General features: G+C 65.9%; 21 protein-coding genes. 16 read left to right on the top strand and 5 right to left on the bottom strand.

Annotation, left to right across the window (positions count from 1 at the left end):
• Nucleotides 1-21: 21 nt before the first annotated feature.
• A complete protein-coding gene (locus tag AC3A6Y_RS13925) occupies nt 22-1,761 on the bottom strand; it encodes an IlvD/Edd family dehydratase (protein ID WP_487868807.1) in 1,740 nt (579 codons plus the stop codon).
• Between the two features lie 165 nt (nt 1,762-1,926).
• Between AC3A6Y_RS13925 and AC3A6Y_RS13920 the strand changes: the two genes are divergently transcribed.
• The 6 genes from AC3A6Y_RS13920 to AC3A6Y_RS13895 all read left to right on the top strand — a co-directional run bounded on the left by AC3A6Y_RS13920 (nt 1,927) and on the right by AC3A6Y_RS13895 (nt 8,001).
• Nucleotides 1,927-2,886 carry a 2-hydroxyacid dehydrogenase gene (locus AC3A6Y_RS13920; RefSeq protein WP_487868806.1) on the top strand — a complete coding sequence of 320 codons (960 nt, stop codon included), beginning with the start codon at nt 1,927-1,929 and terminating at the stop codon, nt 2,884-2,886.
• A gap of 4 nt (nt 2,887-2,890) precedes the next feature.
• Entirely contained in the window at nt 2,891-3,637 is a 747-nt protein-coding gene (locus tag AC3A6Y_RS13915; RefSeq protein ID WP_487868805.1) for a FadR/GntR family transcriptional regulator, read from the top strand.
• 62 nt (nt 3,638-3,699) lie between these two features.
• Complete coding sequence (locus tag AC3A6Y_RS13910; protein ID WP_487868804.1) at nt 3,700-5,076, top strand: ABC transporter substrate-binding protein; 1,377 nt, start codon at nt 3,700-3,702, stop codon at nt 5,074-5,076.
• A gap of 16 nt (nt 5,077-5,092) precedes the next feature.
• On the top strand, nt 5,093-5,971 hold the full coding sequence (locus tag AC3A6Y_RS13905; RefSeq protein WP_487868803.1) for a carbohydrate ABC transporter permease: 879 nt from the start codon (nt 5,093-5,095) through the stop codon (nt 5,969-5,971).
• An 82-nt stretch (nt 5,972-6,053) separates the two neighbouring features.
• Nucleotides 6,054-6,905: a carbohydrate ABC transporter permease gene (locus AC3A6Y_RS13900; protein WP_487868802.1), complete on the top strand. Its 852-nt coding sequence runs from the start codon at nt 6,054-6,056 to the stop codon at nt 6,903-6,905.
• A 25-nt stretch (nt 6,906-6,930) separates the two neighbouring features.
• A complete protein-coding gene (locus AC3A6Y_RS13895) occupies nt 6,931-8,001 on the top strand; it encodes an ABC transporter ATP-binding protein (RefSeq protein WP_487868801.1) in 1,071 nt (356 codons plus the stop codon).
• Between the two features lie 34 nt (nt 8,002-8,035).
• On the opposite strand, the gene AC3A6Y_RS13890 is transcribed toward AC3A6Y_RS13895, so the two are convergent.
• The 3 genes from AC3A6Y_RS13890 to AC3A6Y_RS13880 form a co-directional block, all read right to left on the bottom strand.
• Nucleotides 8,036-9,835 carry a bifunctional metallophosphatase/5'-nucleotidase gene (locus tag AC3A6Y_RS13890; protein ID WP_487868800.1) on the bottom strand — a complete coding sequence of 600 codons (1,800 nt, stop codon included), beginning with the start codon at nt 9,833-9,835 and terminating at the stop codon, nt 8,036-8,038.
• 127 nt (nt 9,836-9,962) lie between these two features.
• Entirely contained in the window at nt 9,963-11,741 is a 1,779-nt protein-coding gene (locus AC3A6Y_RS13885; RefSeq protein WP_487868799.1) for a DEAD/DEAH box helicase, read from the bottom strand.
• Nucleotides 11,742-11,966: 225 nt separating this feature from the next.
• A complete protein-coding gene (locus AC3A6Y_RS13880; RefSeq protein WP_487868798.1) occupies nt 11,967-13,187 on the bottom strand; it encodes a methyltransferase domain-containing protein in 1,221 nt (406 codons plus the stop codon).
• A 243-nt stretch (nt 13,188-13,430) separates the two neighbouring features.
• On the opposite strand from AC3A6Y_RS13880, the gene ettA reads away from it, so the two are divergent.
• Both ettA and AC3A6Y_RS13870 read left to right on the top strand, forming a co-directional pair.
• Nucleotides 13,431-15,092 carry an energy-dependent translational throttle protein EttA gene (ettA, locus tag AC3A6Y_RS13875; protein ID WP_487868797.1) on the top strand — a complete coding sequence of 554 codons (1,662 nt, stop codon included), beginning with the start codon at nt 13,431-13,433 and terminating at the stop codon, nt 15,090-15,092.
• Nucleotides 15,093-15,387: 295 nt separating this feature from the next.
• Complete coding sequence (locus tag AC3A6Y_RS13870) at nt 15,388-16,491, top strand: PQQ-dependent sugar dehydrogenase (RefSeq protein ID WP_487868796.1); 1,104 nt, start codon at nt 15,388-15,390, stop codon at nt 16,489-16,491.
• Nucleotides 16,492-16,584: 93 nt separating this feature from the next.
• On the opposite strand, the gene AC3A6Y_RS13865 is transcribed toward AC3A6Y_RS13870, so the two are convergent.
• Nucleotides 16,585-17,928 (bottom strand): TAXI family TRAP transporter solute-binding subunit, encoded by a 1,344-nt coding sequence (locus AC3A6Y_RS13865; RefSeq protein WP_487868795.1) that lies wholly within the window; start codon nt 17,926-17,928, stop codon nt 16,585-16,587.
• A 136-nt stretch (nt 17,929-18,064) separates the two neighbouring features.
• On the opposite strand from AC3A6Y_RS13865, the gene AC3A6Y_RS13860 reads away from it, so the two are divergent.
• The 8 genes from AC3A6Y_RS13860 to AC3A6Y_RS13825 all read left to right on the top strand — a co-directional run bounded on the left by AC3A6Y_RS13860 (nt 18,065) and on the right by AC3A6Y_RS13825 (nt 25,381).
• Complete coding sequence (locus AC3A6Y_RS13860; protein WP_487868794.1) at nt 18,065-18,865, top strand: helix-turn-helix domain-containing protein; 801 nt, start codon at nt 18,065-18,067, stop codon at nt 18,863-18,865.
• A 74-nt stretch (nt 18,866-18,939) separates the two neighbouring features.
• Nucleotides 18,940-19,164 carry a hypothetical protein gene (locus AC3A6Y_RS13855; RefSeq protein WP_487868793.1) on the top strand — a complete coding sequence of 75 codons (225 nt, stop codon included), beginning with the start codon at nt 18,940-18,942 and terminating at the stop codon, nt 19,162-19,164.
• Nucleotides 19,165-19,284: 120 nt separating this feature from the next.
• Nucleotides 19,285-19,710, top strand: coding sequence for a hypothetical protein (locus tag AC3A6Y_RS13850; RefSeq protein ID WP_487868792.1), 426 nt, complete (start codon nt 19,285-19,287; stop codon nt 19,708-19,710).
• Nucleotides 19,711-19,990: 280 nt separating this feature from the next.
• Entirely contained in the window at nt 19,991-21,268 is a 1,278-nt protein-coding gene (locus tag AC3A6Y_RS13845; protein WP_487868791.1) for an HlyD family secretion protein, read from the top strand.
• A gap of 7 nt (nt 21,269-21,275) precedes the next feature.
• Nucleotides 21,276-23,375, top strand: a complete 2,100-nt coding sequence (locus tag AC3A6Y_RS13840) for a peptidase domain-containing ABC transporter (RefSeq protein WP_487868790.1) — start codon at nt 21,276-21,278, stop codon at nt 23,373-23,375.
• Nucleotides 23,376-23,396: 21 nt separating this feature from the next.
• Nucleotides 23,397-24,167, top strand: coding sequence for a LuxR C-terminal-related transcriptional regulator (locus tag AC3A6Y_RS13835; protein ID WP_487868789.1), 771 nt, complete (start codon nt 23,397-23,399; stop codon nt 24,165-24,167).
• A 39-nt stretch (nt 24,168-24,206) separates the two neighbouring features.
• The gene (locus tag AC3A6Y_RS13830; protein ID WP_487868788.1) at nt 24,207-24,464 is read left to right on the top strand and encodes a hypothetical protein; all 258 of its coding nucleotides are present in this window, start codon (nt 24,207-24,209) and stop codon (nt 24,462-24,464) included.
• Nucleotides 24,465-24,508: 44 nt separating this feature from the next.
• Nucleotides 24,509-25,381, top strand: coding sequence for an alpha/beta hydrolase family protein (locus tag AC3A6Y_RS13825; protein WP_487868787.1), 873 nt, complete (start codon nt 24,509-24,511; stop codon nt 25,379-25,381).

The raw sequence follows: 25,381 nt of genomic DNA, 5'->3' as shown, positions 1-25,381 counted from the left end.
CGTGAAAAGCGAAAGTTGAGCCTAGTGATTGTCCCTGGGAACGAAGGAACCGCGCTTTCCGCGCAGGAATCCGAGGTCGGCGCCCTGGTCGGCCTGCAGCACGTTGTCGACGTAGAGCTTCCAGTAGCCCGAGTCCAGCGCCGGCTTCGGCGCAGTCCACAGGGCACGGCGGCGCGCCAGCTCCTCGTCGCTCACATGCAGGTGCAGCAGGCGCTTCGGCACGTCGAGCTCGACGATATCGCCATCCTGCACCAGCGCCAGCGGGCCGCCGGCCGCCGCCTCGGGGGCGGTGTGCAGCACCACGGTGCCGTAGGCGGTCCCGCTCATGCGGGCGTCGCTGATGCGCACCATGTCGGTGATGCCCTTGCGCAACACCTTGGGCGGCAGCGGCATGTTGCCGGCCTCGGCCATGCCGGGGTAGCCCTTGGGGCCGCAGTTCTTGAGCACCATGATGCAGTGCTCGTCGATGTCCAGCGCCTCGTCGTCGATGCGCTTGTGCAGGTCGTCCGCGTTCTCGAAGACCACCGCGCGGCCCTTGTGCACCAGCAGCTCGGGCGTCGCTGCGCTCGGCTTGATGATGGCGCCGTTGGGCGCGAGGTTGCCGCGCAGCACGCAGATGCCGGCCTTGTCCTTGAAGGGGCTCGCCAGCGGCTGGATCACCTGCGGGTTGTAGTTCTCGGCATCCTTGACGTTGTCCCAGACGCTCTGGCCGGTGGAAGTGACGATGTCCTTGTGCAGGTACTGGGCGATCTCCTTCATCACCACCGGCAGCCCGCCCGCATAGCAGAAGTCCTCCATCAGGTACTGCCCCGAGGGCTGGAGGTTGACCAGGCAGGGCAGGTCGGAGGCCAGCCGATCGAAGTCGTCGAGCGTGAGGTCGACGCCGATGCGCCCCGCGATCGCCAGCAGGTGGATCACCAGGTTGGTCGAGCCGCCGATCGCCGCGTTGACCTTGATCGCGTTCTCGATCGCCTGGCGGGTGAGGATCTTCGACATCAGCAGGTCCTCGTGCACCATGTCGACGATGCGCCGCCCGGCCATGCGCGCCAGCACGTTGCGCCGGCCGTCCACCGCGGGGTAAGCCGCGTTGCCCGGCAGGCCGATGCCCAGCGATTCGACCATGCTGGCCATGGTGCTGGCCGTGCCCATGGTCATGCAGTGGCCGTGGCTGCGGTGCATGCAGCTCTCGGCCTCGAAGAACTCCTGCAGCTTGAGCGTGCCGGCGCGCACCTGCTCGCTCATCTGCCAGACGCCGGTGCCCGAGCCGAGCTCCTGCCCGCGCCACTTGCCCGAGAGCATCGGGCCGCCGGAGACCCCGATGGTGGGCAGGTCCACGCTGGCCGCGCCCATCATCAGCGCGGGCGTGGTCTTGTCGCAGCCCATCAGCAGCACCACGCCGTCGATCGGGTTGGCGCGGATGCTCTCCTCCACGTCCATGCTCGCGAGGTTGCGGTAGAGCATGGCGGTGGGGCGCAGCAGCGTTTCGCCCAGCGACATCACCGGGAATTCGAGCGGAAAGCCACCGGCCTCGTAGACGCCGATCTTCACCTGCTCGGCCAGCGTGCGGAAGTGCGAGTTGCAGGGCGTGAGCTCGCTGAAGGTGTTGCAGATGCCGATGACCGGACGCCCGTCGAACTGGTCGTGCGGCACGCCCTTGCCCTTGACCCAGCTGCGGTAGATGAAGCCATCGCGGTCGTTGCGGCCGAACCATTGCTGGCTGCGCAGTTCGTGGGTGGGCTTGCGGCGTGGACTGCTGCTCATCGTGTTGTCTCCGGCGTGTGCCAATCGAGGCCTCGGCGAATCAGGGTTTGTCCTGCCGGGCCGTTATTTCAATCATCATATGATAAGCCGCGAGACGCAAACACAAGCAGGGTTTTCGAGCGGACTCGCCGCCCAAAGCCCCACCCCCAGCAGGAGACAAAGGCAGTGCCCCATTCGTTGAACGACGCACGTCCCGAGGTGCTGGTGGTCGCACCGCTCATGCCCTTCCTGATGGAGGCGCTGCAGCGCGAGTACGTGGTGCACGACCGCATCCACATGAACGACCCGGACGCCTTCGCCGCCGCCGCCCCGCGCATCCGCGCCGTGGTCGCGAACGGCGAGGCCAAGGTGCCGCGCACGCTCATGGAGCGCTTGCCGGCGCTCGAGATGATCTCGGTGTTCGGCGTCGGCTACGACGGCGTCGACGTGCCCGCGGCGCAGGAGCGCGGCGTGCCCGTCACCAACACGCCGGAGGTGCTGAACGACGACGTGGCCGATCTCGCCATCGGCCTGCTGCTGTCGATCGCGCGCCGCATCCCGCAGGCCGACCGCTTCGTGCGCGACGGGCAGTGGCCGCAGGGCCCGTTCCCGCTGAGCCGCAAGGTCTCGGGCGCCCGGCTGGGCGTGGTCGGCATGGGCCGCATCGGCCAGGCCATCGCGCACCGGGCCCGCGCCTTCGGCATGCAGATCGCCTACACCGCGCGCTCGCCGCGCGCCGGCGTCGAGTACGCGTATCACGCCGACGCCGTGGCGCTGGCCGGCGCGGTCGATTTCCTGGTGGTCATCACGCCCGGCGGCGCGGCCACGCGCGGGCTGATCGATGCACGCGTGCTGGAGGCGCTCGGCCCGCAGGGCTACCTGGTCAACGTCGCGCGCGGCAGCGTGGTCGACGAGCCGGCGCTGATCGCGGCGTTGTCGAAGGGCGTCATCGCCGGCGCGGCGCTCGATGTGTTCGCGAACGAGCCGACGGTGCCGGCCGAGCTGCGGGCCATGCCCAACGTGGTGCTCACGCCGCACATGGCCAGCGGCACGAAGCAGACGCGCGAGGCCATGGCGCAGCTCACGTTCGACAACCTGCGCGCGCATTTCGCGGGCACGCCGCTGCTCACGCCCGTGGATGCCTGAAGGTATGAGCAAGAACATCCACGGCCGCACCCTCGACCTGCTCGGCGAGGCCATCGTGTCGCGCCGCTATGCAATCGGCGCGCCCATGCCTGCGGAGCCCCTGCTGTGCGAGGAGTTCGGTGTCAGCCGCACCGTGGTGCGCGAGGCGGTGAAGTCGCTGGTGGCCAAGGGGCTGATCATCACCGGCCCCAAGGTCGGCACGCGCGTGCTGCCCGAAGAGCGCTGGAACTGGTTCGACCCCGACGTGATCACCTGGCAGGCGCGCGCCGGCCTCACCCCCGAATTCCTGCGCGATCTGCTGGACCTGCGGCGGGTGGTCGAGCCGGCAGCGGTGCGGCTCGCGGCCGAGCGCGCCACCGCGGCCGACATCCAGAGGATCGAAGAGGCCTACGCCGGCATGAAGCACGCGATCGAGCAGGAGGGCGACTACGTCGCCAACGACCTGCGCTTCCACCACGGGCTGCTGGCGGCAGCGCAGAACCGCATGCTGGCGCAGATGAGCAAGGCACTGGACGCGCTGCTGCGCACCAGCTTCGAGCTCTCCACCGCCAAGAAGGATGGGCCGGCCCTGTCGCTGCCGCTGCATCGCGCGGTGCTCGATGCCGTCATCGCCCACAACCCGGCGCGCGCCGAGCGCGCCATCGTCAAGCTGATCGACGGCGCGCGCGAGGACATCGAAGAGGTGCTCTCGCTGCGCCGCCGCCCACCGCGCCACGGCCGCGCGCCGCCGCGGGTCAAGGCGGCCGCCTGAGGCCTTCCGTTTTTTTAGCCCCCGCTCGTGGATCGAGCATCCCACCGAAGAGGAGACACAGCATGAAATTCAAGCGACTCGTGATTCCCGCGCTGACAGCGCTGGGCCTGGCCATTGCCGGCCAGGCGGCTGCCCAGGAGAAGCTCACCGTCTGGTGGGTCAAGGGCTTCTACAAGGCGGAAGACGACGCACTGTTCGCGGCCATCAAGAAGTTCGAGGACAAGCACAAGAACGTGAAGGTCGAGCTCTCGCAGTACCCGGTGCAGGACATGATCCCCAAGACCGTGTCCGCGCTCGACTCCGGCAGCCCGCCCGACGTGGCCTACGCCGACGTCTACGACTTCCAGGTCACCGGCAAGTGGGCCTTCGATGGCAAGCTGGAGGACATCAGCAGCGTCATCTCGCCGATGCAGGCGCGCTTCGCGCCCAACACGGTGGAGACCACCTTCCTCTACAACGACCAGACGAAGTCGAAGGCCTACTACGCCTTCCCGATCAAGCAGCAGACGATGCACATCGAGTACTGGAAGGACATGCTGGAGGAGGCGGGCTTCAAGGAGTCGGACATTCCGACCACCTGGAAGGAGTACTGGACCTTCTGGTGCGAAAAGGTCCAGCCGGCCAGCCGGCAGAAGACCGGCAAGCGCACCTTCGGCATCGGCATGCCGATGGGCGTGGACTCGAGCGACTCCTTCTATTCCTTCCTGACCTTCATGGACGCCTACAACGTCAAGCTGGTCAACGACAGCGGCAAGCTGCTGGTGGACGACCCGAGCGTGCGCACGGGCCTGATCGGCGCCATCACCGACTACACGATGCCCTACACCAAGGGCTGCACGCCGCCCTCGGCCACCAGCTGGAAGGACCCGGACAACAACGTCGCCTTCCACAACAAGACCACCGTGATGACGCACAACGCCACCATCTCGATCGCGGCGAAGTGGCTGGACGACATGAACAACGCCTCGCTCACCCCCGAGCAGCGCGAGGAGGCCAAGAAGAACTTCACCGAGCGCATTCGCACGGCCGGCTTCCCGAACAAGCCGGACGGCAGCAAGATGATCTACCGCACGGCCGTGAAGACCGGCGTGGTCTTCAAGGATGCCAGGAACAAGGCGCGCGCCAAGGAGTTCGTGACCTTCCTGCTGCAGGAGGAGAACCTCACGCCCTACGTCGAGGGATCGCTGGGCCGCTGGTTCCCGGTGACCAAGGCGGGCCAGGCGCGTGACTTCTGGAAGGCCGATCCGCACCGCCAGTCGGTCGCCAACCAGTACGCGGCGGGCACTGTGCCCTTCGAGTTCACCAAGAACTACAAATTCACCGTTCTCAACAACGAGAACGTGTGGGCCAAGACGATGAGCCGTGTCATCAACGACAAGGTGCCGGTGGACAAGGCGGTCGACGAGATGATCGAGCGCATCAAGACCGTGGCACGCTGAGCAGCGAGGACCTTCCATGAGCTCCACCGCAACTGCCGTGGCCGGCGCCGGGGCCGGCGCCGCTCCTGGTGCCGCGCGGCCGGGCCGCTGGCAGTTCTGGGGGCGGCTGATGGTCGTGCCCTACCTGCTGGTGTTCGCGGTCTTCGTGCTCTACCCGGTGTGCTACGGGCTCTGGCTGGCGCGCCATCCGCAGAGCTACGTGCACCTGGTGGAAGACCCGATCTTCTTCCGCTCGGTGGTCAACACCTTCGTCTTCCTGGTGGTGGCGATCAACGTGAAGATGCTGGTGGCGCTGGTGCTCTCCGGCTTCTTCGTGCAGTCGCGCTGGTGGATCAAGATCCTGGCGGGCATCTTCATCCTGCCCTGGGCCATGCCCTCGATCCCGACCATCCTCTCGGTGCGCTTCATGCTCAACCCGGAATGGGGGGTGATCAACACCACCATCTTCCGGTTGACCGGCGCCGACGGGCCCAACTGGCTCAACGATCCCACGCTGGCGCTGGGCTTCGCGATGCTGATGCACATCTGGAAGTCGCTGCCCTTCTGGACGCTGATCCTGGTGGCGGGCCGGCTCGCGATCCCGAGCGAGCAGTACGAAGCGGCATCGGTCGACGGCGCGACCTCGTGGCAGAAGTTCCGCTTCATCAGCTGGCCTTCGCTGCGTACCCTCTACCTGACCTCGACCATCCTCTCGATGATCTGGACGCTGGGCGATTTCAACAGCGTCTACCTGTTGACCGGCGGCGGGCCGGCCGACCTCACGCATGTGCTGGCGACGCTGGGCATCCGTTATCTGAGGCTGGACCAGGTGGACCTGTCGATGGCGTCCATCGTGGTGGCGATGCCCTTGGTTCTGCCTCTTGTGTATTTCATGATGAAGAGGCTCTCGAAATGACCCCCCTCGCTTGTCACTTCGTGTATTCGCTGCCCGCCGGGGGGGCGCTGGCCCTCCCAGCGGCGGCTCGTCGGAGGGCGAGATGAAGCGCCTGACCTTCAAGACCGTCACCGCCGAGGCCAAGCTGCTGCTGATCGGCATTCCCGTGCTGCTGTGGACGCTGATCCCGGTCTACCACATGGTCTTGTTCGCGATCTCGCCGCGCGACTCGGCGACTTCGGGGCGCCTGTGGCCCACGGCACCGACGCTGGACAACTTCCGCATCGTCTTCCAGCAGAAGCACTTCTACCTCGACCATTTCTGGGTTCAGCTGGGCAACTCGCTGCTGATCGCGGTCTCGGTGGGCGTGCTCACGCTCTTCGTGGCGACCACAGCGGCCTTCGCGATCAGCCGGCTCAAGGTGCGCGGCGGGCGCACGGTGATGAACATGGCGCTGTTCACCTACTTCATCCCCGCGGCCTTCCTGGCCGTGCCCATGTACAAGACCATGGGCAACTACGGCCTGCTCAACAGCCAGTGGTCGCTGATTCTGGCGATGGTCACCATCGCCTCGCCCTACTGCATCTGGGTGCTCAAGCAGGCCTCGGACAAGCTGCCCTACGAGCTCGACGAGGCCGCGCGCATGGACGGCGCTTCGCCGCTGCAGCTGTTCCGCCTGGTCTACCTGCCGCTGATGGTGCCCTCGCTGGTGGCGGTCGGCACGTACTCGCTGCTGCTGGCGTGGAACGAGTATCTCTATGCCTTCCTGCTGCTGTCGAACGACCGCAGCGTCACGCTGGCGGTGGCGCTCGGCAACTTCCTCGCGGCCGACGATTCGCCCTGGGAACTGCTGATGGCCACCGGCCTGATCTACGCGCTGCCGCCGGCGGCAATCTATTACGCATTCAAGCGCTACATGGTCGGCGGCCTCACCGCCGGCGCCGTGAAGAGCTGAAGAACAGCAAAGGGACGAACGACCCATGGCATCCGTAACCTTCCGCAACGTCAAGAAATCCTTCGGCAAGACCCAGATCATCCAGGGCCTGGGCTTCGACATCGCCGACGGCGAGTTCGTGGTGCTGGTCGGGCCCTCGGGCTGCGGCAAGTCCACCTTGCTGCGCATGCTGGCCGGCCTGGAGGACATCACCGGCGGCGAGATCCTGATCGACAACCGGGTGGTGAACGAGCTCGAGTCCAAGGACCGCGACATCGCGATGGTGTTCCAGAGCTACGCGCTCTATCCGCACATGACGGTGGGCGAGAACATGGGCTTCAGCCTGCGCCTGCGCAATGCCGAGAAGTCCGTCACCGAGCAGCGCGTGGCCAATGCCGCGAAGATCCTGAACCTCGACACGCTGCTCGGCCGCTACCCGCGCGAGCTCTCGGGCGGGCAGCGCCAGCGCGTGGCCATGGGGCGCGCGATCGTGCGCGATCCCAAGGTGTTCCTGTTCGACGAGCCGCTGTCCAACCTCGACGCCAAGCTACGCGTGGCCATGCGCGCCGAGATCAAGGCGCTGCACCAGCGGCTGAAGACCACCACGGTGTACGTCACGCACGACCAGATCGAGGCCATGACCATGGCCGACCGCATCGTGGTGATGCACGACGGCATCGTCGAGCAGATCGGCACGCCGCTGGAGCTCTACGACCGCCCCGACAACCTGTTCGTCGCGCAGTTCATCGGCTCGCCGGCGATGAACGTGGTCGAGGGCGTGCTGCGGCGCAATGGCGCGGGCGTCACCGTCGAGGCCCACGGCGCGCACTGGCCCGCGCCGCCCGCGAGCCAGGCGGCGGAGGGCCAGCCGGTGCATTACGGCATTCGTCCCGGCGACATCGTGCTGGGCGATGCCGGCAGCGGCGTGCCCGCCCGCGTGATCGTGGTGGAGCCCACCGGCAACGAGACCGAGCTGCTGGTCCAGGTGGGCGAGGCCAAGCTGAGCCTGGTGGTGCATGGGCGCGTGCAGGCGGAGCCGGATGACACGATCGGTCTGGTCATCCGTCCCGACAGCGCGCATCTGTTCGATCGGCAGAGTGGGCGGCGGTTGAACTGAGCCACCCTCGGTCGTCGATGGGGCAGGGCTGCCGTCAAGGCGCCAGGTTCCTGATCCGATCAGCCGCCGGCGGCACCAGCGGGCTGTTGGCCGCGATGTACGCCTCCAGCGCATCGATGTCCTGGTCCCCGCCCAGCGGCTCCGTGCCCTCGGTAAACACGGTGAAGTTGTCGCCGCCGCTCGCCAGAAAGCTGTTCATCGCCACGCGGTAGCGATTGGCATCGCTCATCGCGGTGCCGTTCAGCGCCATCGCCGTGATGCGCGAGCCGGCCGGCTTCGACAGGTCGTAGCTGTAGCTGAAGGACTTCGAGGGCAGCAGCACACGCGGACGGGTCACGGTGTTGGTGCCGCTGTCGAACTGCTGCTCGAGCACGGCCTTGATCTGCGCGCCCGTCATCGTCTTCACCACCAGGCTGTTGCCGAAGGGCTGCACGGTGAAGATCTGGCCGTAGCTCACGTCGCCATTGGCGGCCGGCGCCAGGTCGGCGCGCACGCCGCCCGGATTCATGAAGGCGATCTGGGCGCCGCCCTTGGCCGGCGCGGCAGTGGCAGCCAACTGGGCATCGGCGATCAGGTTGCCCAGCACGTTCTCGCGCGAGGCCACCTGCGCGCGCGTGGCCGTGGCCGTGAGCCGGCCCACCACGCGCTGCACCAGCGGCGCGGCGACGCCGGCATAGCTGGCGATCAGCGCGGCGATCGTCTGGTTCTTGGCGAAGCTCGGGTACTGGTCGGTGGTCGCGACCGTGTTGGCGCCGCTGGTGAAGGGCTCGCCCTGCACGATCACGTTGTTGGCCGACTTGGCCGTGACCTTGCGCGTGCGCGTGTCGATCGTGAGGTCGATGTCGGTCAGGAGCGTGCCGTACTGGCCCGCGCTGGTCAGCAGGAAGGGCTTGGCAGGGTCGACCCTGCCGTAGTCGCAGATGTAGGCGCGATGGGTGTGGCCGGAGATCACCACGTCCACCTGGGCGTCGAGGCGCTCGAGGATCGGCACGATGTCGCCCGAGAGGCCCGTGCAGCGCTTGTCGTTGTAGCCCACGGAGGTCATGCCGCCTTCGTGGATCACCACCACGATGGCGTTGGCGCCTTGCGACCTGAGCTGCGGGATCAGCGCGTTGGCAGTGTCGGCTTCGTCCTTGAAGCTCAGGCCGGCCACACCTGCGGGCGAGACGATGGTCGGCGTGCCCTTGAGCGTCATGCCGATAAAACCCACCTTCACGGTCGCGCCGCCCTGCGTGAAGCTCTTGATGCCGGTGGCCGGAAACAGCGTGCTGCCGTCGCGCTTCATCGTGTTGGCCGCGAGGAAACCGAAGTTGGCGCCCGGGAAGGACTTGTTCACGCGGCAGGGTGCAAGCGGCGTGTTCCTCGCGCAGCCGCCGTTCTTCATGCGCAGCAGCTCGGCCTGGCCCTTGTCGAACTCGTGGTTGCCGACGGCGTTGAAGTCGATCTTCATCTCGTTCACCGCCTCGATGGTCGACTCGTCGAGGAAGAGGGCGGAGACCAGCGGCGAGGCGCCGATCATGTCGCCGGCCGACACCACGGCATGGTTCGGGTTCTTCGCCTTCAGCGAGGCGATCGCCGAGGCCATGTAGGCCGCCCCGCCGGCCGGCACCGCAATCGTGCCGCCGCCGGCCGCGGGCGCGCTGATGGCGAGCCTGGGCGGCTCGAGGTTGCCGTGCAGGTCGTTGAAGCCGATCAGCTTGACCTGCACCTGTCCCGGTGCTGCCGGGCTGGATATCGGCATCGAGATGCCGCCGGGGCTGCCGCAGCCGGCGGCGGCGAGCAGGGCCAGGGTGACGGCGCCGGCGAGTGCGGCGCGCTTCGGCGAGTTGGACATGGGACGGCTCCGCTCCTTATGGGTGCGGGCATGCTAGTCCACTGCGTGCGGACGATCACGCGCGCATGAAAAAGGGCGCCGAAGCGCCCTGGGGTTTGGAGTCCGGAGCCCCGCGGCTTTAGCCGGCTCAGCGGCCGAAGGAGCGGCCGCCGCCACCGTAGCCGCCACCACCGCCATAGCCGCCGCCGGAGCGTCCACCGCCACCGCCACCGGAGCGGCCGCCGCGGCCACCACCACCGCCGCCGCCGCCACCCCGACGCCCACGACCGCCGAAGCTGTCGACGCTGGTGCGCAAGGGATCAGGCTGGCCAGCTGCGCCGGCGATCGCCTCGGCACGCTGGTGCGCCAGTGCGTCGGCTTGGGTGGGGCTGTGGGTGTTGCCGTGGTGGCGCGGCTGGCGCTCTTCGTGGGGCAGGTGGTTCTGCGCGTGATGAGGGGCATGGTGGGGCGCGTGATGCGGGGCCCGCGCCGGACCCTGGCCACGGCTGGCCTGCGTGCGCTGGCCCTGGCCTTGTCCGCCGCCGTTGCGGCCCGCCGGCGCACCCTGGCCGCCGCGGCGCTGACCGCCGTTGCCACCGTTTCCGCCGTTGCCGGCATTGCCGCCGCGCTCGCCTTGCCCCGCCTTGTTGTCGCGGATGCGCTGCATCATTTCCTGGCGTGCCGCCTTGGCAGCCGCCTGCATCACGTCGCGGCTCGGCGGACGGCCGGCGCCGCCCCACAGGGTCTGGCGACCCATCGCGATGGGCTCGGCGCGCTCGCCTTCCTCGGGGCCGAAGCCCTCGATGACCTTGACCGGGATCTGCTGCTTGGTGAAGCGCTCGATCTCCTGCATGAAGCCTTCTTCGTCCAGGCAGACCAGGCTCACCGCCTCGCCGCTGGCGCCCGCGCGGCCGGTGCGGCCGATGCGGTGCACGTAGTCCTCGCTGATGTTGGGGATCTCGTAGTTCACCACGTGCGGCAGCTCGTCGATGTCGATGCCGCGGGCCGCGATGTCGGTGGCCACCAGGGCGCGGATCTCGCCGCTCTTGAAGCCGGCCAGTGCCTGCGTGCGCGCGCTCTGGCTCTTGTTGCCGTGCAGCGCCATCGCCTCGACGCCGTTCTTGCAGAGGAACTCGGCCACGCTGTTGGCGCCGAACTTGGTGCGGGTGAACACCAGCACCTGGCTCCAGTCGTGCTCGTTGATGATGTGGGCGAGCAGGGCCTTCTTCTTGCCGCGGCCCACCGGGTGGATCACCTGCGTGATGCGCTGGACGGTGGTGTTGCGCGGCGTGACCTGGATGCTCTGCGGGTTCTTCAGGAGCGTGGCGGCCAGGTCGCGGATCTCGTCGCTGAAGGTGGCGGAGAACAGCAGGCTCTGCTTCTGCGCGGGGACCAGCGCGAGGATCTTCTTCACGTCGTGGATGAAGCCCATGTCGAGCATGCGGTCGGCCTCGTCGAGCACCAGGATCTGCACGGTGGAGAGGTCGAGCATGCCCTGCTGCTGCAGGTCGAGCAGGCGGCCGGGCGTGGCCACCAGGATGTCGACGCCGCTCTTGAGCCGGCTGATCTGCGGGTTCATGCCGACGCCGCCGAAGATCACGGTGGAGCTCAGCTGCAGGTACTTGCCGTAGGTGCGCACCGATTCCTCGACCTGGGCCGCGAGCTCGCGGGTGGGGGTGAGGACCAGGGCGCGCACGCCGGTGCCGCCGAACTTGTTGGTGGCGCTGCGGCTCATCGTGAGCTTGTGCAGCAGGGGGAGGGTGAAGGCGGCGGTCTTGCCGGTGCCGGTCTGGGCGCCGCCGAGAAGATCATGGCCTTCGAGCACCGCGGGAATGGCCTGGGCCTGGATGGGGGTGGGGGTTTCGTAGCCCTGCTCGTGCACGGCTTTCAAGATGGCCGGAGCCAGCTTCAGATCGTCAAAGTTCATTGAGTTCAGACAAGCGCCTTCCACGGCGCGGTGGTACCAGCCCACCCACGCGAATTGTCTTTTTGACGCGCGGGCCAGTAGGGGCAGATAAGGGTCAGGGGTGGAGCGCGAGAGCCTGGGTTGGGCTTTCTTCGTCCCCGGCAGGGAGCCGGTGTTGCGGGCAACTGGACCCGGCAACGTCCCGGATTGTCGCACGACTCGGCCTTGCCCAGCGAAAACCGGGGGTCATCGGCGTGCCAGATAGACGTACATGCCGTGGATGGGCTCGCGCTGGTCTTCGCGGATCGGGGCGCGGATCAGTTGCAGGAGATCGAATCCGTGCCGTGCAGCCAGCGCGCGAAGGTAGCGTTCGGAATGGGCATAGCGCAGGCTCGGCAGCAGTTCGAAGTCGACGGATTCGGCGGCGGCGCATTCGGCCGAGAAGCAGAAGATGCCCTTGGTTTCGAGCGCAGGGTCGAGCGCCGCGAAGACCGGCTCGAGGTCGCCGACGTAGATGAAGACATCGGCCGCGGTGACCAGGTCGTAGCGTTCTTCGGTGCTCTGCAGGTGGTCCACGATGTCTGCATGCACGAGGCGGTCGTAGAGCCCGAGGGCCTGTGCCTTGTCCAGCATCAGGGAAGAAAGGTCGACGCCTGCGAGCCTCTTCGTCATCGGCTTGAGCAAGGGGGCGCACAGGCCCGTCCCGCAGCCGAGGTCGAGGGCGCAGCGGAAAGGCCCGCGGCCCAGCGCGGCCAGATGTTCGACGAGCGTCTCATGCGCCCGATAGCCGAGCGTGCCCACCAGGTGCGCATCGAATTGATCGGCGTAGTCGTCGAAGAGCGTCTCGACGTAATGGCCCGGCGCCACGGGCGGAACGGATTGGGCCGAGACGGAGGCCAGGTAGTACCGGTGCAATTCCGGATCGGCGCCGTGCGCCAGGGCTTGCCGGAAGGCGTGGGCCGCTTCCTCGTTGCGCTTCATCTCGCGCAGGATGCCGCCGCGGTTGCTCCACGCCTGCGCCATGCCGGGGTCGGCGGCCAGCGCGCGTTCGTAAGAGGCGAGGGCGCGCACGGGCTGGTCCAGTGCCTGCAGGGTCTGGCCATGGCGGAACCAGAGTTCAGCTGCGCCCGGCGGTGTCAGCGCGATCGCCTTCTCGTAGCCGACCAGGGCCTCCTGGTGGCGATTCAGCTGCCCCAGGGCGCCTGCCTTGTGGAACCAGGCATCGGCGTTGCCGGCCTCGAGCGCCAGCACCTGCTCCGCCGTGGCCAGCGCGTCCTGGGGGCGGTCCAGCTTCAGCTGCGTCGCGGCGAGGTTCACCAGGGTGGAGACGCGGCCCGGCAGCAGGGCCAGCGAAGACCGGAAGCGCTGCTCGGCGGCCTCGAAGCGGGCTTCCTCGAAGTCCTTCAGGCCTTGGAGGAACAGCTGCCTGGCCTGCTCGAAGGCGTCGGGGGTGGACGTGGCGCTCATGGGATGGAGAAGAGGGTATGGCCCGGCGCGGCGGTATCGCAGTTTCGGACGGCCCGAAGAATAGCAGCGGCGAGCACCCGTTCGAGGGGCCTGCGTTAGACTTGGCGGCAGACCCGGTCGGAAATCGCGCTGCAGCAGCAAGCGCCTGCCATGCAAGGCTGACTCGCAATCGATCCTCGCGCAAGATCGTTGCCAGGTTTCCCGGCCACCCCGAGCAGCTCCCATCATCGAACGGACATAGCCATGGCCCAGTACGTCTACACCATGAACAAGGTCAGCAAGACCGTGCCGCCCAAGCGGCAGATCTTGAAGGACATTTCGCTTTCCTTTTTCCCCGGCGCCAAGATCGGCGTGCTGGGCCTGAACGGCTCGGGCAAGTCTTCGCTGCTCAGGATCATGGCCGGCCTCGACAAGGAAATCGAAGGCGAGGCCTTGCCGATGCCCGGCCTCACGATCGGTTACCTCGAGCAGGAGCCCAAGCTCAATCCCGCGCATACCGTGCGCGAGTCGGTCGAGGAAGCGATGGGCGCGGTCTACGCGGCCAAGGCCCGCCTCGAGGAGGTCTACGTGGCCTACGGCGCGGAAGACGCCGACTTCGACGCACTGGCGGCCGAGCAGGCCCAGCTCGAAGCCATCATCGCGACCGCCGGCACCGACTCCGAGCACCAGCTCGAGATCGCCGCCGACGCCCTGCGCCTGCCGCCCTGGGATGCCAACATCGGCGTGCTCTCGGGCGGCGAGAAGCGCCGCGTGGCGCTGTGCCGGCTGCTGCTGTCGAAGCCCGACATGCTCCTGCTCGACGAACCCACCAACCACCTGGACGCCGAATCGGTCGAGTGGCTCGAAGTGTTCCTGCAGCGCTTTCCGGGCACGGTGGTGGCCATTACCCACGACCGCTACTTCCTCGACAACGCGGCCGAGTGGATTCTCGAACTCGACCGCGGCCGCGGCATCCCGTGGAAGGGCAACTACAGCACCTGGCTCGAGCAGAAGGGCGAACGCCTGGCGCAAGAGCAGAAGAGCGAGGAAGCCCACGCCAAGGCGCTGAAGAAGGAACTCGAATGGTCGCGCCAGAACCCGAAGGCGCGCCAGGCCAAGAGCAAGTCGCGCCTGGCCCGCTTCGAGGAACTGTCCGACTACGAATACCAGCGGCGCAACGAGACGCAGGAGATCTTCATCCCCGTGGCGGAACGCCTGGGCAACCAGGTGTTCGAGTTCAAGAACGTCAGCAAGTCCTTCGGCGACCGCCTGCTGATCGACAACCTGAGCTTCGAGGTCCCGGCCGGCGCCATCGTCGGCATCATCGGCCCGAACGGCGCCGGCAAGTCCACGCTCTTCAAGCTGATCGCGGGCAAGGAAAAGCCGGACAGCGGCGAGGTGGTGGTCGGCCAGACGGTCAAGATGGCTTTCGTCGACCAGACCCGCGACGCGCTCGCCAACGAGAAGACGGTGTGGGAAGACATTTCGAACGGCCTCGACATCATCAACGTCGGCAAGTTCCAGATGGCGAGCCGCGCGTATGCCGGCCGCTTCAACTTCAACGGCGCCGACCAGCAGAAGAAGGTGGGCACGCTCTCCGGCGGCGAGCGCGGCCGGCTCCACCTGGCCAAGACCCTGATCGCCGGCGGCAACGTCCTGATGCTGGACGAACCCTCGAACGACCTGGACGTCGAGACCCTGCGCGCGCTGGAAGATGCCCTGCTCGAATTCGCGGGCTCGGTGCTCGTGATCAGCCATGACCGCTGGTTCCTGGACCGCATCGCGACGCACATCCTCGCGGCCGAGGGCGACAGCCAATGGACCTTCTTCAACGGCAACTACCAGGAGTACGAGGCCGACAAGAAGAAGCGCCTGGGCGAGGAAGGCGCCAAGCCGCATCGGATGCGCTTCAAGGCGCTGAAGTAAGAAACGGCGTGCGCTGACAGCGCCGCCACCAAATCCGGCGTCCACTTCCAATCCGGCGCGCCGGGCGCCTGAAGGAGTGGAGATGGCTTCAGCAGCATGGCGGTGGATGGCGGGGTCGACCCTTCTTCTCGCGGCTTGCGGCGGGGGCGGCGGCGGGGGCAGCGTGGCGATCGACGCCTTCGGTGTCAGCGGGTCGGCCACGCCTGCACCGGCGCCGGCTCCAGCTCCAGCTCCAGCTCCTGGAGCCCCACCGGCGCCGGCACCGCCCCCGGCACCTGCCCCGGTACCCGGCCCGATGAACGTCAAGGTGGTCGAGCTGGCGAGCGGATTCGCCAATCCCTGGAGCCTCGCCTTCCTGCCCGACGGCAAGCTCCTGGTGACGCAGCGCAGCGGCCAGCTGCGCCTGCGCAATGCCGACGGCACGCCGGTCAATGGCGGCGCCGACCAGGTCAGCGGTCTGCCGGCGATCGAGGTGGTGGGGCAGGGCGGCCTGCTCGACGTCGCGGTGGACCCGGCCTTCGCGAGCAATCGCCGCATCTACTTCAGCTATGCCGAACGCGATGGCACCAACGCCAGCTTCAACGGCACGGCGGTCGCGCGCGCCGAGCTCGACACGGCCAACCGCAGCCTGAGCAACCTGGTCGTGATCTTCCGCCAGCTGCCCAAGGCGCAGAGCAGCGCGCACTTCGGATCGCGCCTCGTCTTCGACCGCAGCGGTCATCTGTTCATCACGCTCGGCGACCGTTTGAACAACGACCAGCGCGGCTTTTCGCAAGACCCGACGCGCGGCCACGGGAAGGTGATGCGCATCACCACCGACGGCGTGCCGGCGCCGGGCAATCCCGACTTCGGAGTCAGCGGTGCGCAGCCGCAGATCTGGAGCTACGGCCATCGCAACGTCCAGGGCGCGGCGCTGCATCCGGCCACCGGCGAGCTGTGGGTGAACGAGCATGGCCCGCAGGGCGGCGACGAGGTCAACCTCGCGCTGCCGGGCCGGAACTACGGCTGGCCGATCATCAGCTACGGCCAGGAATACGGCACCCTCACGCAGGTCGGCGAAGGCACTGCCAAGGCCGGCATGGAGCAGCCGCTGAGCTACTGGGAGAAGAGCGACGGCTCGGCCTGGACGCCCGGCACGCAGAAGTCCTCCATCGCGCCCAGCGGCATGGCCTTCTACACCGGCGATGCGCTGCCCGACTGGAAGGGCAGCCTCTTCGTCGGCGCGCTGGCGGGCACGGCGCTGTGGCGGCTCACGCTCAGCGGCAACACGGTGACCGCGCGCGAGCGCCTCTTGGCCGGTCGCGGCGAGCGCATCCGCGACGTGCGGCAGGGCCCCGACGGATGGCTCTACCTGCTGACGGACAGCAGCAACGGCAAGCTGCTGCGCCTGGAGCGCTGAGCCCCGGCGAGCTCGACAGCGCGGCGCTGCGCCGTCGCGCCCGCCGTTGCGGCAGGATGTGCGCGCATGCCTTCCTCGTTGCCACGCCTGCCGCTAGCCGGCCGGCTGCGGCATCCGCGCCAGCACCCGCTTGCGCACCGCATAGATGTTGTTGCGCAGCGCGTAGAGCTCTTCGGCATACGACAGCGGCACCGCCACCTTGTTGACCACGCGGTCGAGGTTGTCCAGCTCCTCGATGAGCACCTCGCGCTCGCCCTTGCCGGCTTCCAGCTTGTTCTCCACTTCGCGCAGCCGCGCGTACCAGCGGAACACGCGGCGGCGCACGCGAAACTGGTAGAGCGGCGGCACCACGCGGCTGAGCGGCAGCATCAGCACCAGCAGGCCGCCCAGCACCAGCCACATGCGCTCCACCAGGTTGCTCGCCCAGAACGGCAGGTAACGCTGCCAGAAGGGCGGCGTGCCGTTGATGGCGCGGTCGCCCTCGGGGCTCACGGGCAGCTCGCTGGTGCGCGTGTTCGGGAAGTCGCGCGCACCGTTGAACCAGCCGGCGCCGCTGTGCAGGGTCTGGGCGCTCTGCGCGAAGAGCTGGCGCAGGGCGGGGTGCGTCTTTTCGCTGGCGAGCAGCGAGGTGGTGGCCGCGAGCAGCGGCTTGTCCTGCGGCGGCAGGTCGGTTGCCAGGTCGACCACGCCGCGCGGCAGCGTGACGGGCTGCAGGAATGCAAAGCGTCGCGAGTAGGCGTCGCTCTGGTCGAACGCCATGAGCCGGATGTCCGGCGCGCGCAGCAGCCGCTGCACCAGCGGCGACTGCGGTGCCGAGGCCAGCACGATCACGTCGAGCAGCCCGGCCTGCAGCGCCTCCGTGGCCGGCGACTGCTCCAAGTTCGACAACTGCAGCGCCTGCGGCTCCATGTGGTTGGCACGGAACATTCGTTCCATGATCTCGGGCACGCCGCTGCCGGGCTTGTCGACGTTGACGCGCAGGTCCTTGAACTGGGCGATCGAACTCAGCCGCCCCGTCTTGCGGTCGATCGCGTGGGCCGCATCGGCGCGGTAGAAGAACCACAGCGGCTCGTAGAACAGGCTGCCCAGCGAAGTGAGCCCCGCTTCCTCGTCGGCCACCGGCTCGGCGCTGCCGCCGCGCACGAAGCCCACGTCGGCGCCGCCGCTGCGCAGCAACTGCAGGTTGTCCTGCGAGCCGTCGGTGGGCTTGAGCACGACCTCGATGCCATTGGCCTTGAGGGCCGCCGCGTAGCGCTTGCCGAACTCTGCATACGCGCTGCCCGCGGGACCGGTGGCGAGCGTCACGTGCTTGGGCGGCTGCGGGTCCAGCCACCAGTAGGCGGCGATCAGGAGGCCGATCACGATGAACACCACCGGGCCGGCGGAGACGATCAGGTCGCGGATGGACAGGAGGATGAGGCGAAGAGTGCGGGGCATGCGGTGGGAGGGTAGGGGGCTCGGGCACGCTTGGCGCACGGCAGCGCATTTTGATTGGCTTTTTGCGCCGGCTCGGTTACAAAGCGCGACGATTTCAGGGATACGAAAAATGAGAACACGAACGTCCAGGGATGTCTTGGCCAGTGCCGCGCGGCTCATCAGCGATGCCGACAGCTTGAGGTGGTGGGTCGAGGAACTGCTGAGCACCGTCTTGCCGAGCGCTGCGTTGTTGTGCGGGCAATCGGTCCCGCATTCCGGCGGCTATTCGGCCATCCAGACCTGGAGCTTCGGCTTGCCGCCCGCCTACGAGGCCGCGATTGCTTGCGTGGGCGGCAATGTGCGAAGCCCGATCCTCACGCGGCTGATCCAGTCCGGCGGGCCCGAGTTCTTCGATGTCGAGCAGGACCGAGGTTCCGACATCGACCCTCTGTGGCGCACGACCTTCCGGTGTGCCGGTTGGCGAAATCTGCTGGCGTTCTCGCACCTGGAGGGCGAGGGAAACGAGCGGGTGCTGACTGCGGCCGCTTTCTACGACGTGGGGCCGGAGGCAGTCGCCGATCGTCATGGGCTGCAGAAGCGCGTCATGCCGGCGATGCACGCCGCGCTCAGCAGCCTCTATCGCTGCGAGCAGGCCAACGCCCTCTCCACCTCTAATGCCCCCTTGCTGGCGTTCACGCTCGCCGAGCGCGCCGTCCTCGACCTGCTGCTGCAAGGCATGACCAACAAGGAGATCGGCCGGCAGCTCGGCAAGAGCGGCGAGACCATCAAGCGGCAGCTCGCCGTGTTGATGAAACGCACCGGTGCGAGGAACCGCGTGGAGCTGACGCACCGGGTGCTGTCCGCCGGGGCATCGGGCACGCTGCAGCCGTCGGTGCCCTCGCGCGTGAACGGCTTTGACCCGATCGGGTCATTTCGAATAACCCGATCGGGGGATTGAGGCGCCGGCGCGTTTCGCGCCAAATCCCGGGTCTTGAGGCGATGCATCGCCGACGACCGACCTGAAGGGGGCCCATGACCAGTCTCGCCATGAAAGTTGTCTTGTTGTTCAAGGCGATCGCAGTGCTGCTGTTGCTTGGCTGTTCGATGGTGGCGGTGAGTCAATGGATATTTCCGTTGATCTTGCCGTGGGAGTTTGCTGTTTATTACGGTTTGGGTGCAATTGGGGTTGTCATGTCTGTTTTGTTGGCTTTATTTTTCAATTTTCTGATGACAAGGCTGTCCGGCAAGGAAGATTGAACCTTGGTCGTAGATCTGTTTGACCTTGATTGAGCATGTAGGAGTCTTCGGGGAGTTTTTCTTTCTGAGGTGCAGGAGGTGAGTGTTATCTCATCATTTTCAATTTTGAAATGAAAATTCATGAAAATTATTGCCGGTATAAAGCGCAATGGACCGCGTTCCTCCATGAGAATGTTGACAGCAGCGGAACTGGCTTTGGTCAGTGGCGGGGACGACGGCGGGAGTTGTAGCGCAGGCGATTGCGGCGTCAGCGGAAATGGCGATGCCAGCGCAGGCACCCTTGGCACAATCACTGTCACTGATTCCGCAGCGATCGGTACTGCCGTTGGTGGCGCGGGAGGGCTCGCTGCCGTGCTTACAGGCTCGGCAGGTGCAATGGGTGTGGGAGATGCAATTGCCCTGGGAGGCGTTCTTGGCGGTGCCATTGGAATTGCAAGCGCAATCATCACCGCAGCGCTTGCGGCTGCCATTGCTGCAATTCCGACAAACACAAATATTCCCAATCTTGGCAATCCAATGGGTGATCCTTCGCCCGGCGGGCCTTAAGCATGACGGGAATCATTGCTGCATGATATGACGAGGGGCGGTGGTTTCGGTTATGAAACCACTGCAACTGCCGCTGCCACTGCGATATGCAATGCCAATCCATATCGATCAAATAGCGTGAATGAATATTTTCCAATTTCGTCGATTGATAAGAATTGCCTTGTGTTTGTTAAGGCGATTCTTGCCTTTCATGCCAGTTACTGCGGCTGCAATTTATGTTGTCTACAGATTAATTCATCGATTTGAATGATGTCAAAACGTTTTAAAGAATCCAGAAATCATGGAGTCACCCTCGTCTAACGGGGAGGCACTTTTTCGTCAGGAGGTCTTCGTTGCACGCCAAGACGCATGGCTCGGCGAAATCGTCCTTTGCAGACCTCTTTCCTTCGCCACACTTTCCATTGGCTTCGCCGTGCTTGCCGCGAGCTTGCTTCTCTACCTGGTTTTCGGTCAGTACACCCGAAAGATTCGCGCCAGCGGTTATCTCGTGCCCCATGCCGGAGTCGTCAAAGTGACGGCTCCGCAAGCCGGCATCGTGACGCGGCTCTCGGTGGTGGAAGGCCAGCGTGTCGCGCTCGGCGAAACATTGGCCGTTCTGAACTCCGAACGCTTCACGGGCGCAGGCGACGCCTCGATCGAAATAGACAAGCAACTCCAGCTTCGCAGCACCTCCTTGAGGCAGGAGCGGGCCAAGCTCGATGAACTTCACGCCCGACAACGCAAGGCGCTCGGCGATCGGCTACTCAACCTGCGGACCGAGTTGGCGCAGGTGGGAAGGGCCCTGTCGCTGCAACAGCAACGGATCGGCCTCACCGACCAGATGCTCGCCAGACAGCGCGAACTGCACGCTGCGAAGTTTGTTTCCGACCTGGGCTTGCAGCAGAAGGAACAGGAGCGCATGGCCGATCTGGCAGCGCTCGAATCGATTCGCCGCAACGAGACCAGCTTGTTGCGCGATACGGCAGAGGTGGAGGCTGACATCGCGGCGCTGCCTGCGAAGCATCTCAACGCGCTGGCGGCGAACGATCGCGCTCTTTCTTCGATCGAGCAGGACCGCGTCGAGAACGAGTCCCGGCGCGAGTTGTTGCTGAAGTCACCGCAGGCTGGAGTGGTGACCGCAATCCTGACGGACCGGGGCAAGCTGGCAGTGCCCGGCCAGCCCTTGCTCAACCTCATCCCGGAAGGATCGGAACTGCAGGCGGACGTGTACCTCCCTTCCAGGGCTGCTGGCTTCGTTCGCCTTGGAACCCGAGCCCTTTTGCAGTTCCAGGCCTTCCCCTATCAAAAGTTCGGAAGCCACGAAGCGCGCGTGATCAAGTTGTCCCGGGTGGCCGTGAGCGGGAGCGAGTTGCCCTACCCGCCACCTGCTGCATCGCCGGGCGAGCTGTTCTATATCGCGAGCCTCGTTCTCAAGAAGAAATCGGTGTCGGCCTATGGCAAGGAAGAACCTCTTCAGCCGGGCATGGGCTTCGACGCCAACCTGATTCTGGACACGCGCACCTTGCTCGAATGGGTCTTCGAGCCGCTGTTTTCCATCTCGGGCAACTGGATTCACTGATCCATCGATGCTCGAAGGTATTCAGTTCGGCTTCGGCCGCAAGCTGCGTCTCATCCTGCAGACCGAGGCTGCCGAGTGCGGCCTGGCCTCGCTGGCGATGGTGGCGGGCTACCACGGCTACATCACGGATCTGCCGAGCCTGCGTGCGAGGTACGCCGTTTCTCTCAAGGGCGCCACGCTGGCGCAGTTGATGAAGATTGCCGAGGCATTGGGCTTTCAAACCCGACCCCTGCGGCTCGGCCTGGAAGACATTGACAAGCTGGAAACACCCTGCATCCTGCACTGGGACCTCCAGCATTTCGTCGTGCTCCAGCGTGTGCGCCGTGGGTCCATCGACATACTGGATCCCGCACACGGCTCGCGAACGCTGAATCACGATGAGGCAGGGCGCTCTTTCACCGGCATCGCGTTGGAGATGGCTCCGGGCCTCTCGTTCAAGCCACGGAAAGAGCGGCAGCAACTGCGGCTCGGTGCGCTTCTCGCCAAGGCGCGGGGTCTGCGCCGCTCGCTGGTGCAGGTGTTCGCTCTCGCGGCCGCACTGGAAGCGTTCGGCCTGGTGCTGCCCTTTTTCTCGCAATGGGTGATCGACGACGTCCTGGTCTCCGGCGATTCGGATCTGCTCGCGGTGCTGATCGTGGGCCTGGTGCTCGTGGGCAGTTTCCAGGTCGCGGCCGGCTGGGTGCGCGCGAGGGTTCTCTTGCACCTGACGACCATACTGAATCTGCAGTGGACGGGCAGCAGCTTCGCGCATCTGCTGCGCCTGCCCATGGCCTGGTACGAGAAGCGGCACCTGGGCGATATCGTCTCGCGCTTCGGGAGCATCGGCGCACTGCAGCAAGCGCTGACCGGCGGCATGGTGGGGGTCGTCGTCGACGGCATCATGGCGACGATCACCTTGATCGTCATGCTGTTCTACAGCCCGCTGCTGGCGGCAGTCGCCAGCAGCGTGGTTCTGCTCTACAGCCTGACTCGCGTCCTGCGCTACGGCACGCTGCGCAGTGCCAGTGGAGAGCAGATCGTGCGCTCGGCCAAGCAGCAGAGTCACTTCATGGAAAGCGTGCGCGGCATTCAGGTGCTCAAGCTTTTCAACCGCGAGGAAGACCGGCAGCGCCGCTACATGAACCTCGCGGTCGCGAGCACCAATGCCGGCTTGGCGGTGCAGCGGCAGATGATGTTCTTCAGTTCGCTCAACGCCATGCTGATGGTGCTGGAGAACGCCGCGGTGCTGTATCTGGGGGCGCGGCTCGTCCTGGGTGGCCAGCTCTCGGTCGGCATGCTGATCGCGTTCCTGGGCTACAGGACACAGTTCGTCAGCCGGGCATCGGCCTTGGTTGACCAGCTCCTGTCGTTCAAGATGCTGGGCTTGCAAACCGAGCGGCTCGCCGACATCGTGCTGGCCGAGCCTGAATCGCTTCGCAATGCCGCCCTTCACCGTTCACAGGAAGGCGTTGCCGCTTCCATCGAGCTGTGCAATGTCAGCTTTCGGTACGCCCCGGACGATCCCTGGGTCCTGAAGGATGTGAGCCTGAAGATCGAGCCCGGCGAATCTGTGGCGATCGCCGGACCTTCGGGCTGCGGGAAGACGACCTTGCTCAAGGTCATGCTGGGACAGCTGGAACCGCAGGAGGGCAGCGTCAGCGTGGGAGGCGTCCCGCTTCGACAGCTCGGCTTGTGGCATTACCGCGAGCAGATCGGCGTGGTCATGCAGGACGACCGCCTGTTCGCCGGCTCGATCGCCGAGAACATCAGCCTGTTCGATGTCCAGCCCGATCACGCTCGCATCGAGCAGGTCGCGCGGCTGGCTTCCGTGCATGACGAGATCGCCCGCATGCCGATGGGCTACAGCACGCTCGTCGGAGACATGGGAAGCGCCTTGTCGGGTGGTCAGCGCCAACGGGTCGTGCTGGCACGGGCGCTTTACAAGCGACCGCGAATTCTGCTCCTGGACGAAGCGACGAGCCATCTGGACACCACGACCGAAAGCCTGGTCAACAGCGCGGTGCAGCAGCTGGATATCACGCGCATCGTGATCGCCCATCGTCCGCAGACCCTGGAAGCGATGGGGCGTGTGATTCATCTGCTCCACTGCGATCGTCTCCATGGGTGAAGTCGTCGTGCGGCTCGAAAGATGAAAACCGAAATGGCGAAAGACCTTCTGCAGAGCACAGCGCGCCGCGTGGTCGATGCAGAAACGCTGACGGCGTGGGTGCAGGGGCCCGTTCGGGCCGTTCTGCCCCATGCGGCGATGCTCTGCGGGCAGTCGGTCGCTCACTCTGGCGGCTACACCGCGATCCAGGCATGGAGTTTCGGTGTGCCTCCAGCGTACAGGGCGAAGATCGCATGCGTGGGTGGCAATGCGCGGAGCCCCATCCTCACGCGCCTGATGCGTACGGGCGGCCCGGAGTTCTTCGACGTCGATGATGAGCGCACAGACTTCGATCCCGCATGGCGAGGCAACTTCAGATTCGCCGGCTGGCGCAATGTGCTGGCTCTTGCATATTGCGAGGGCGAAGGGGATCAATTGCTGTTGACCTCGGCGGCTTTCTACAACGTGAACTCGGGCATGGACACGCAAGGCCGTGCGCTCCAGCAGGTGGTGATGCCGCACCTGCATGATGCATTGAGGCGTGTCTATCAAGTTCAAGCGCGCCCCGACTCCCTCTCGTCGATGGCGACGCGCACGTTGACGCTTGCGCCTACCGAGCAGGCAATTGTCCACCTCTTGCTGCGTGGCAAGACCAACAAGGAGATCGCAAGGCAACTCGGAAAGAGTGCTGAGACCGTCAAGCATCGGCTCTCATTGCTGATGCGCAGACTCGAGGTGAGAAATCGCACAGAACTGGCGCGTCTCGTCTCGACGAATGAAATGGCTTCTTCTCCGGACGCGCAACGCCAATAGCAGCGGCCCACGAAGTCGTCAATACACCCGATCGGGGGTATGGATGGACTCGCTGGGCCTGAATACAGTTCGTCACTCGGCAGACGCCAGCAAATTGAGCTTCTGCCGTTCCCGGTGCCCGCAGAGGCATATGACATGAACTCGACAGGGGAATTGAAGATGTCCTTCATCGACACGGTAAGCCAGCCCAAGCTGAATGCTTGGTCTTATCGTGAACTTGCTCCCAGTGAGCTGCAATTCGTTTCGGGGGGTATCCCGAACTACCCTAGCCTGTTTGCCAAACTGTTCGGGTATTGACGCCACTTCGTCTCGGATGCGGTGTTTAAGGGTCTGCAATGTCGATGGCGAGCGAACTCTGCCGAAAAATCCTCCTGGCCGCGGCGTCGCTGACTGCCCTGACGGCCGCAGCACAGTCCCCGGCGCAGTCGGATGAACTCATCGAGGAGGTAATCCGCTTTCCGCTGCTGGATGGTGATGTCGACTACCAATTGGAAATGACGCTGATGCGTCCGCCGACGATCGACATCAGGCTCCCGGTCCTCGTGATGAACCATGGCGTCCCTGCCAGCAAGAGCCAGGCAGCGCTGCTCCGGCGCGCGAGACCTGTCTCGCAAGCGCGGTTCTTCGTCTCGGCCGGCTTTGTCGTTGCGATTCCGATGCGACGCGGCTACGGCCAGTCCGAAGGCGGCATGCCTTCCTTTTCCTGTGACATCCATCGCACGGCGTGGGAGGAGGCCAAGGACATCGACGCCGCAGTACGACATCTGCAGTCGCTTCCATACACGAGACCGGACGCGATCGTCCTGCTTGGGGTCTCCGCGGGGGCGCTGGCGTCCTTCGCGGCGGCGGCAAGAATCGGTCCCGCGGTACTAGGCGTGATCAATTTTTCCGGGGGCAGGCGCCTGAGAGGGCCGATGGCCAGGGATTGCTATCCGCAGGAATTGCTCTCTGCCTTCTCCCGATTCGGTTCGGAAGTCTCCGTGCCCACGCTGTGGCTCTATTCTCCGAATGACGAGGTGTTTCCCGCACCCCTCGTTGCCGAGTGCCTGCGGCTCTTCAAAGCATCGGGCGGTACGGCCGAGTTCTCCGAAGTGCCGATCTATCGCGGCGATCCGCACGACATCTTCTCGAATTTCGATGCGATGCCGATCTGGGCCGCGAAGATCCGGTCGTTTCTCGGCGATCGATCGATCAGGGCTCGGAAGGTCGGCTGA

This window comes from Variovorax sp. Soil_C_17 (genome assembly GCF_057657265.1).
Note: the sequence above shows the minus strand (reverse complement) of the source record. Positions and strands in the feature narration are given on the sequence as shown.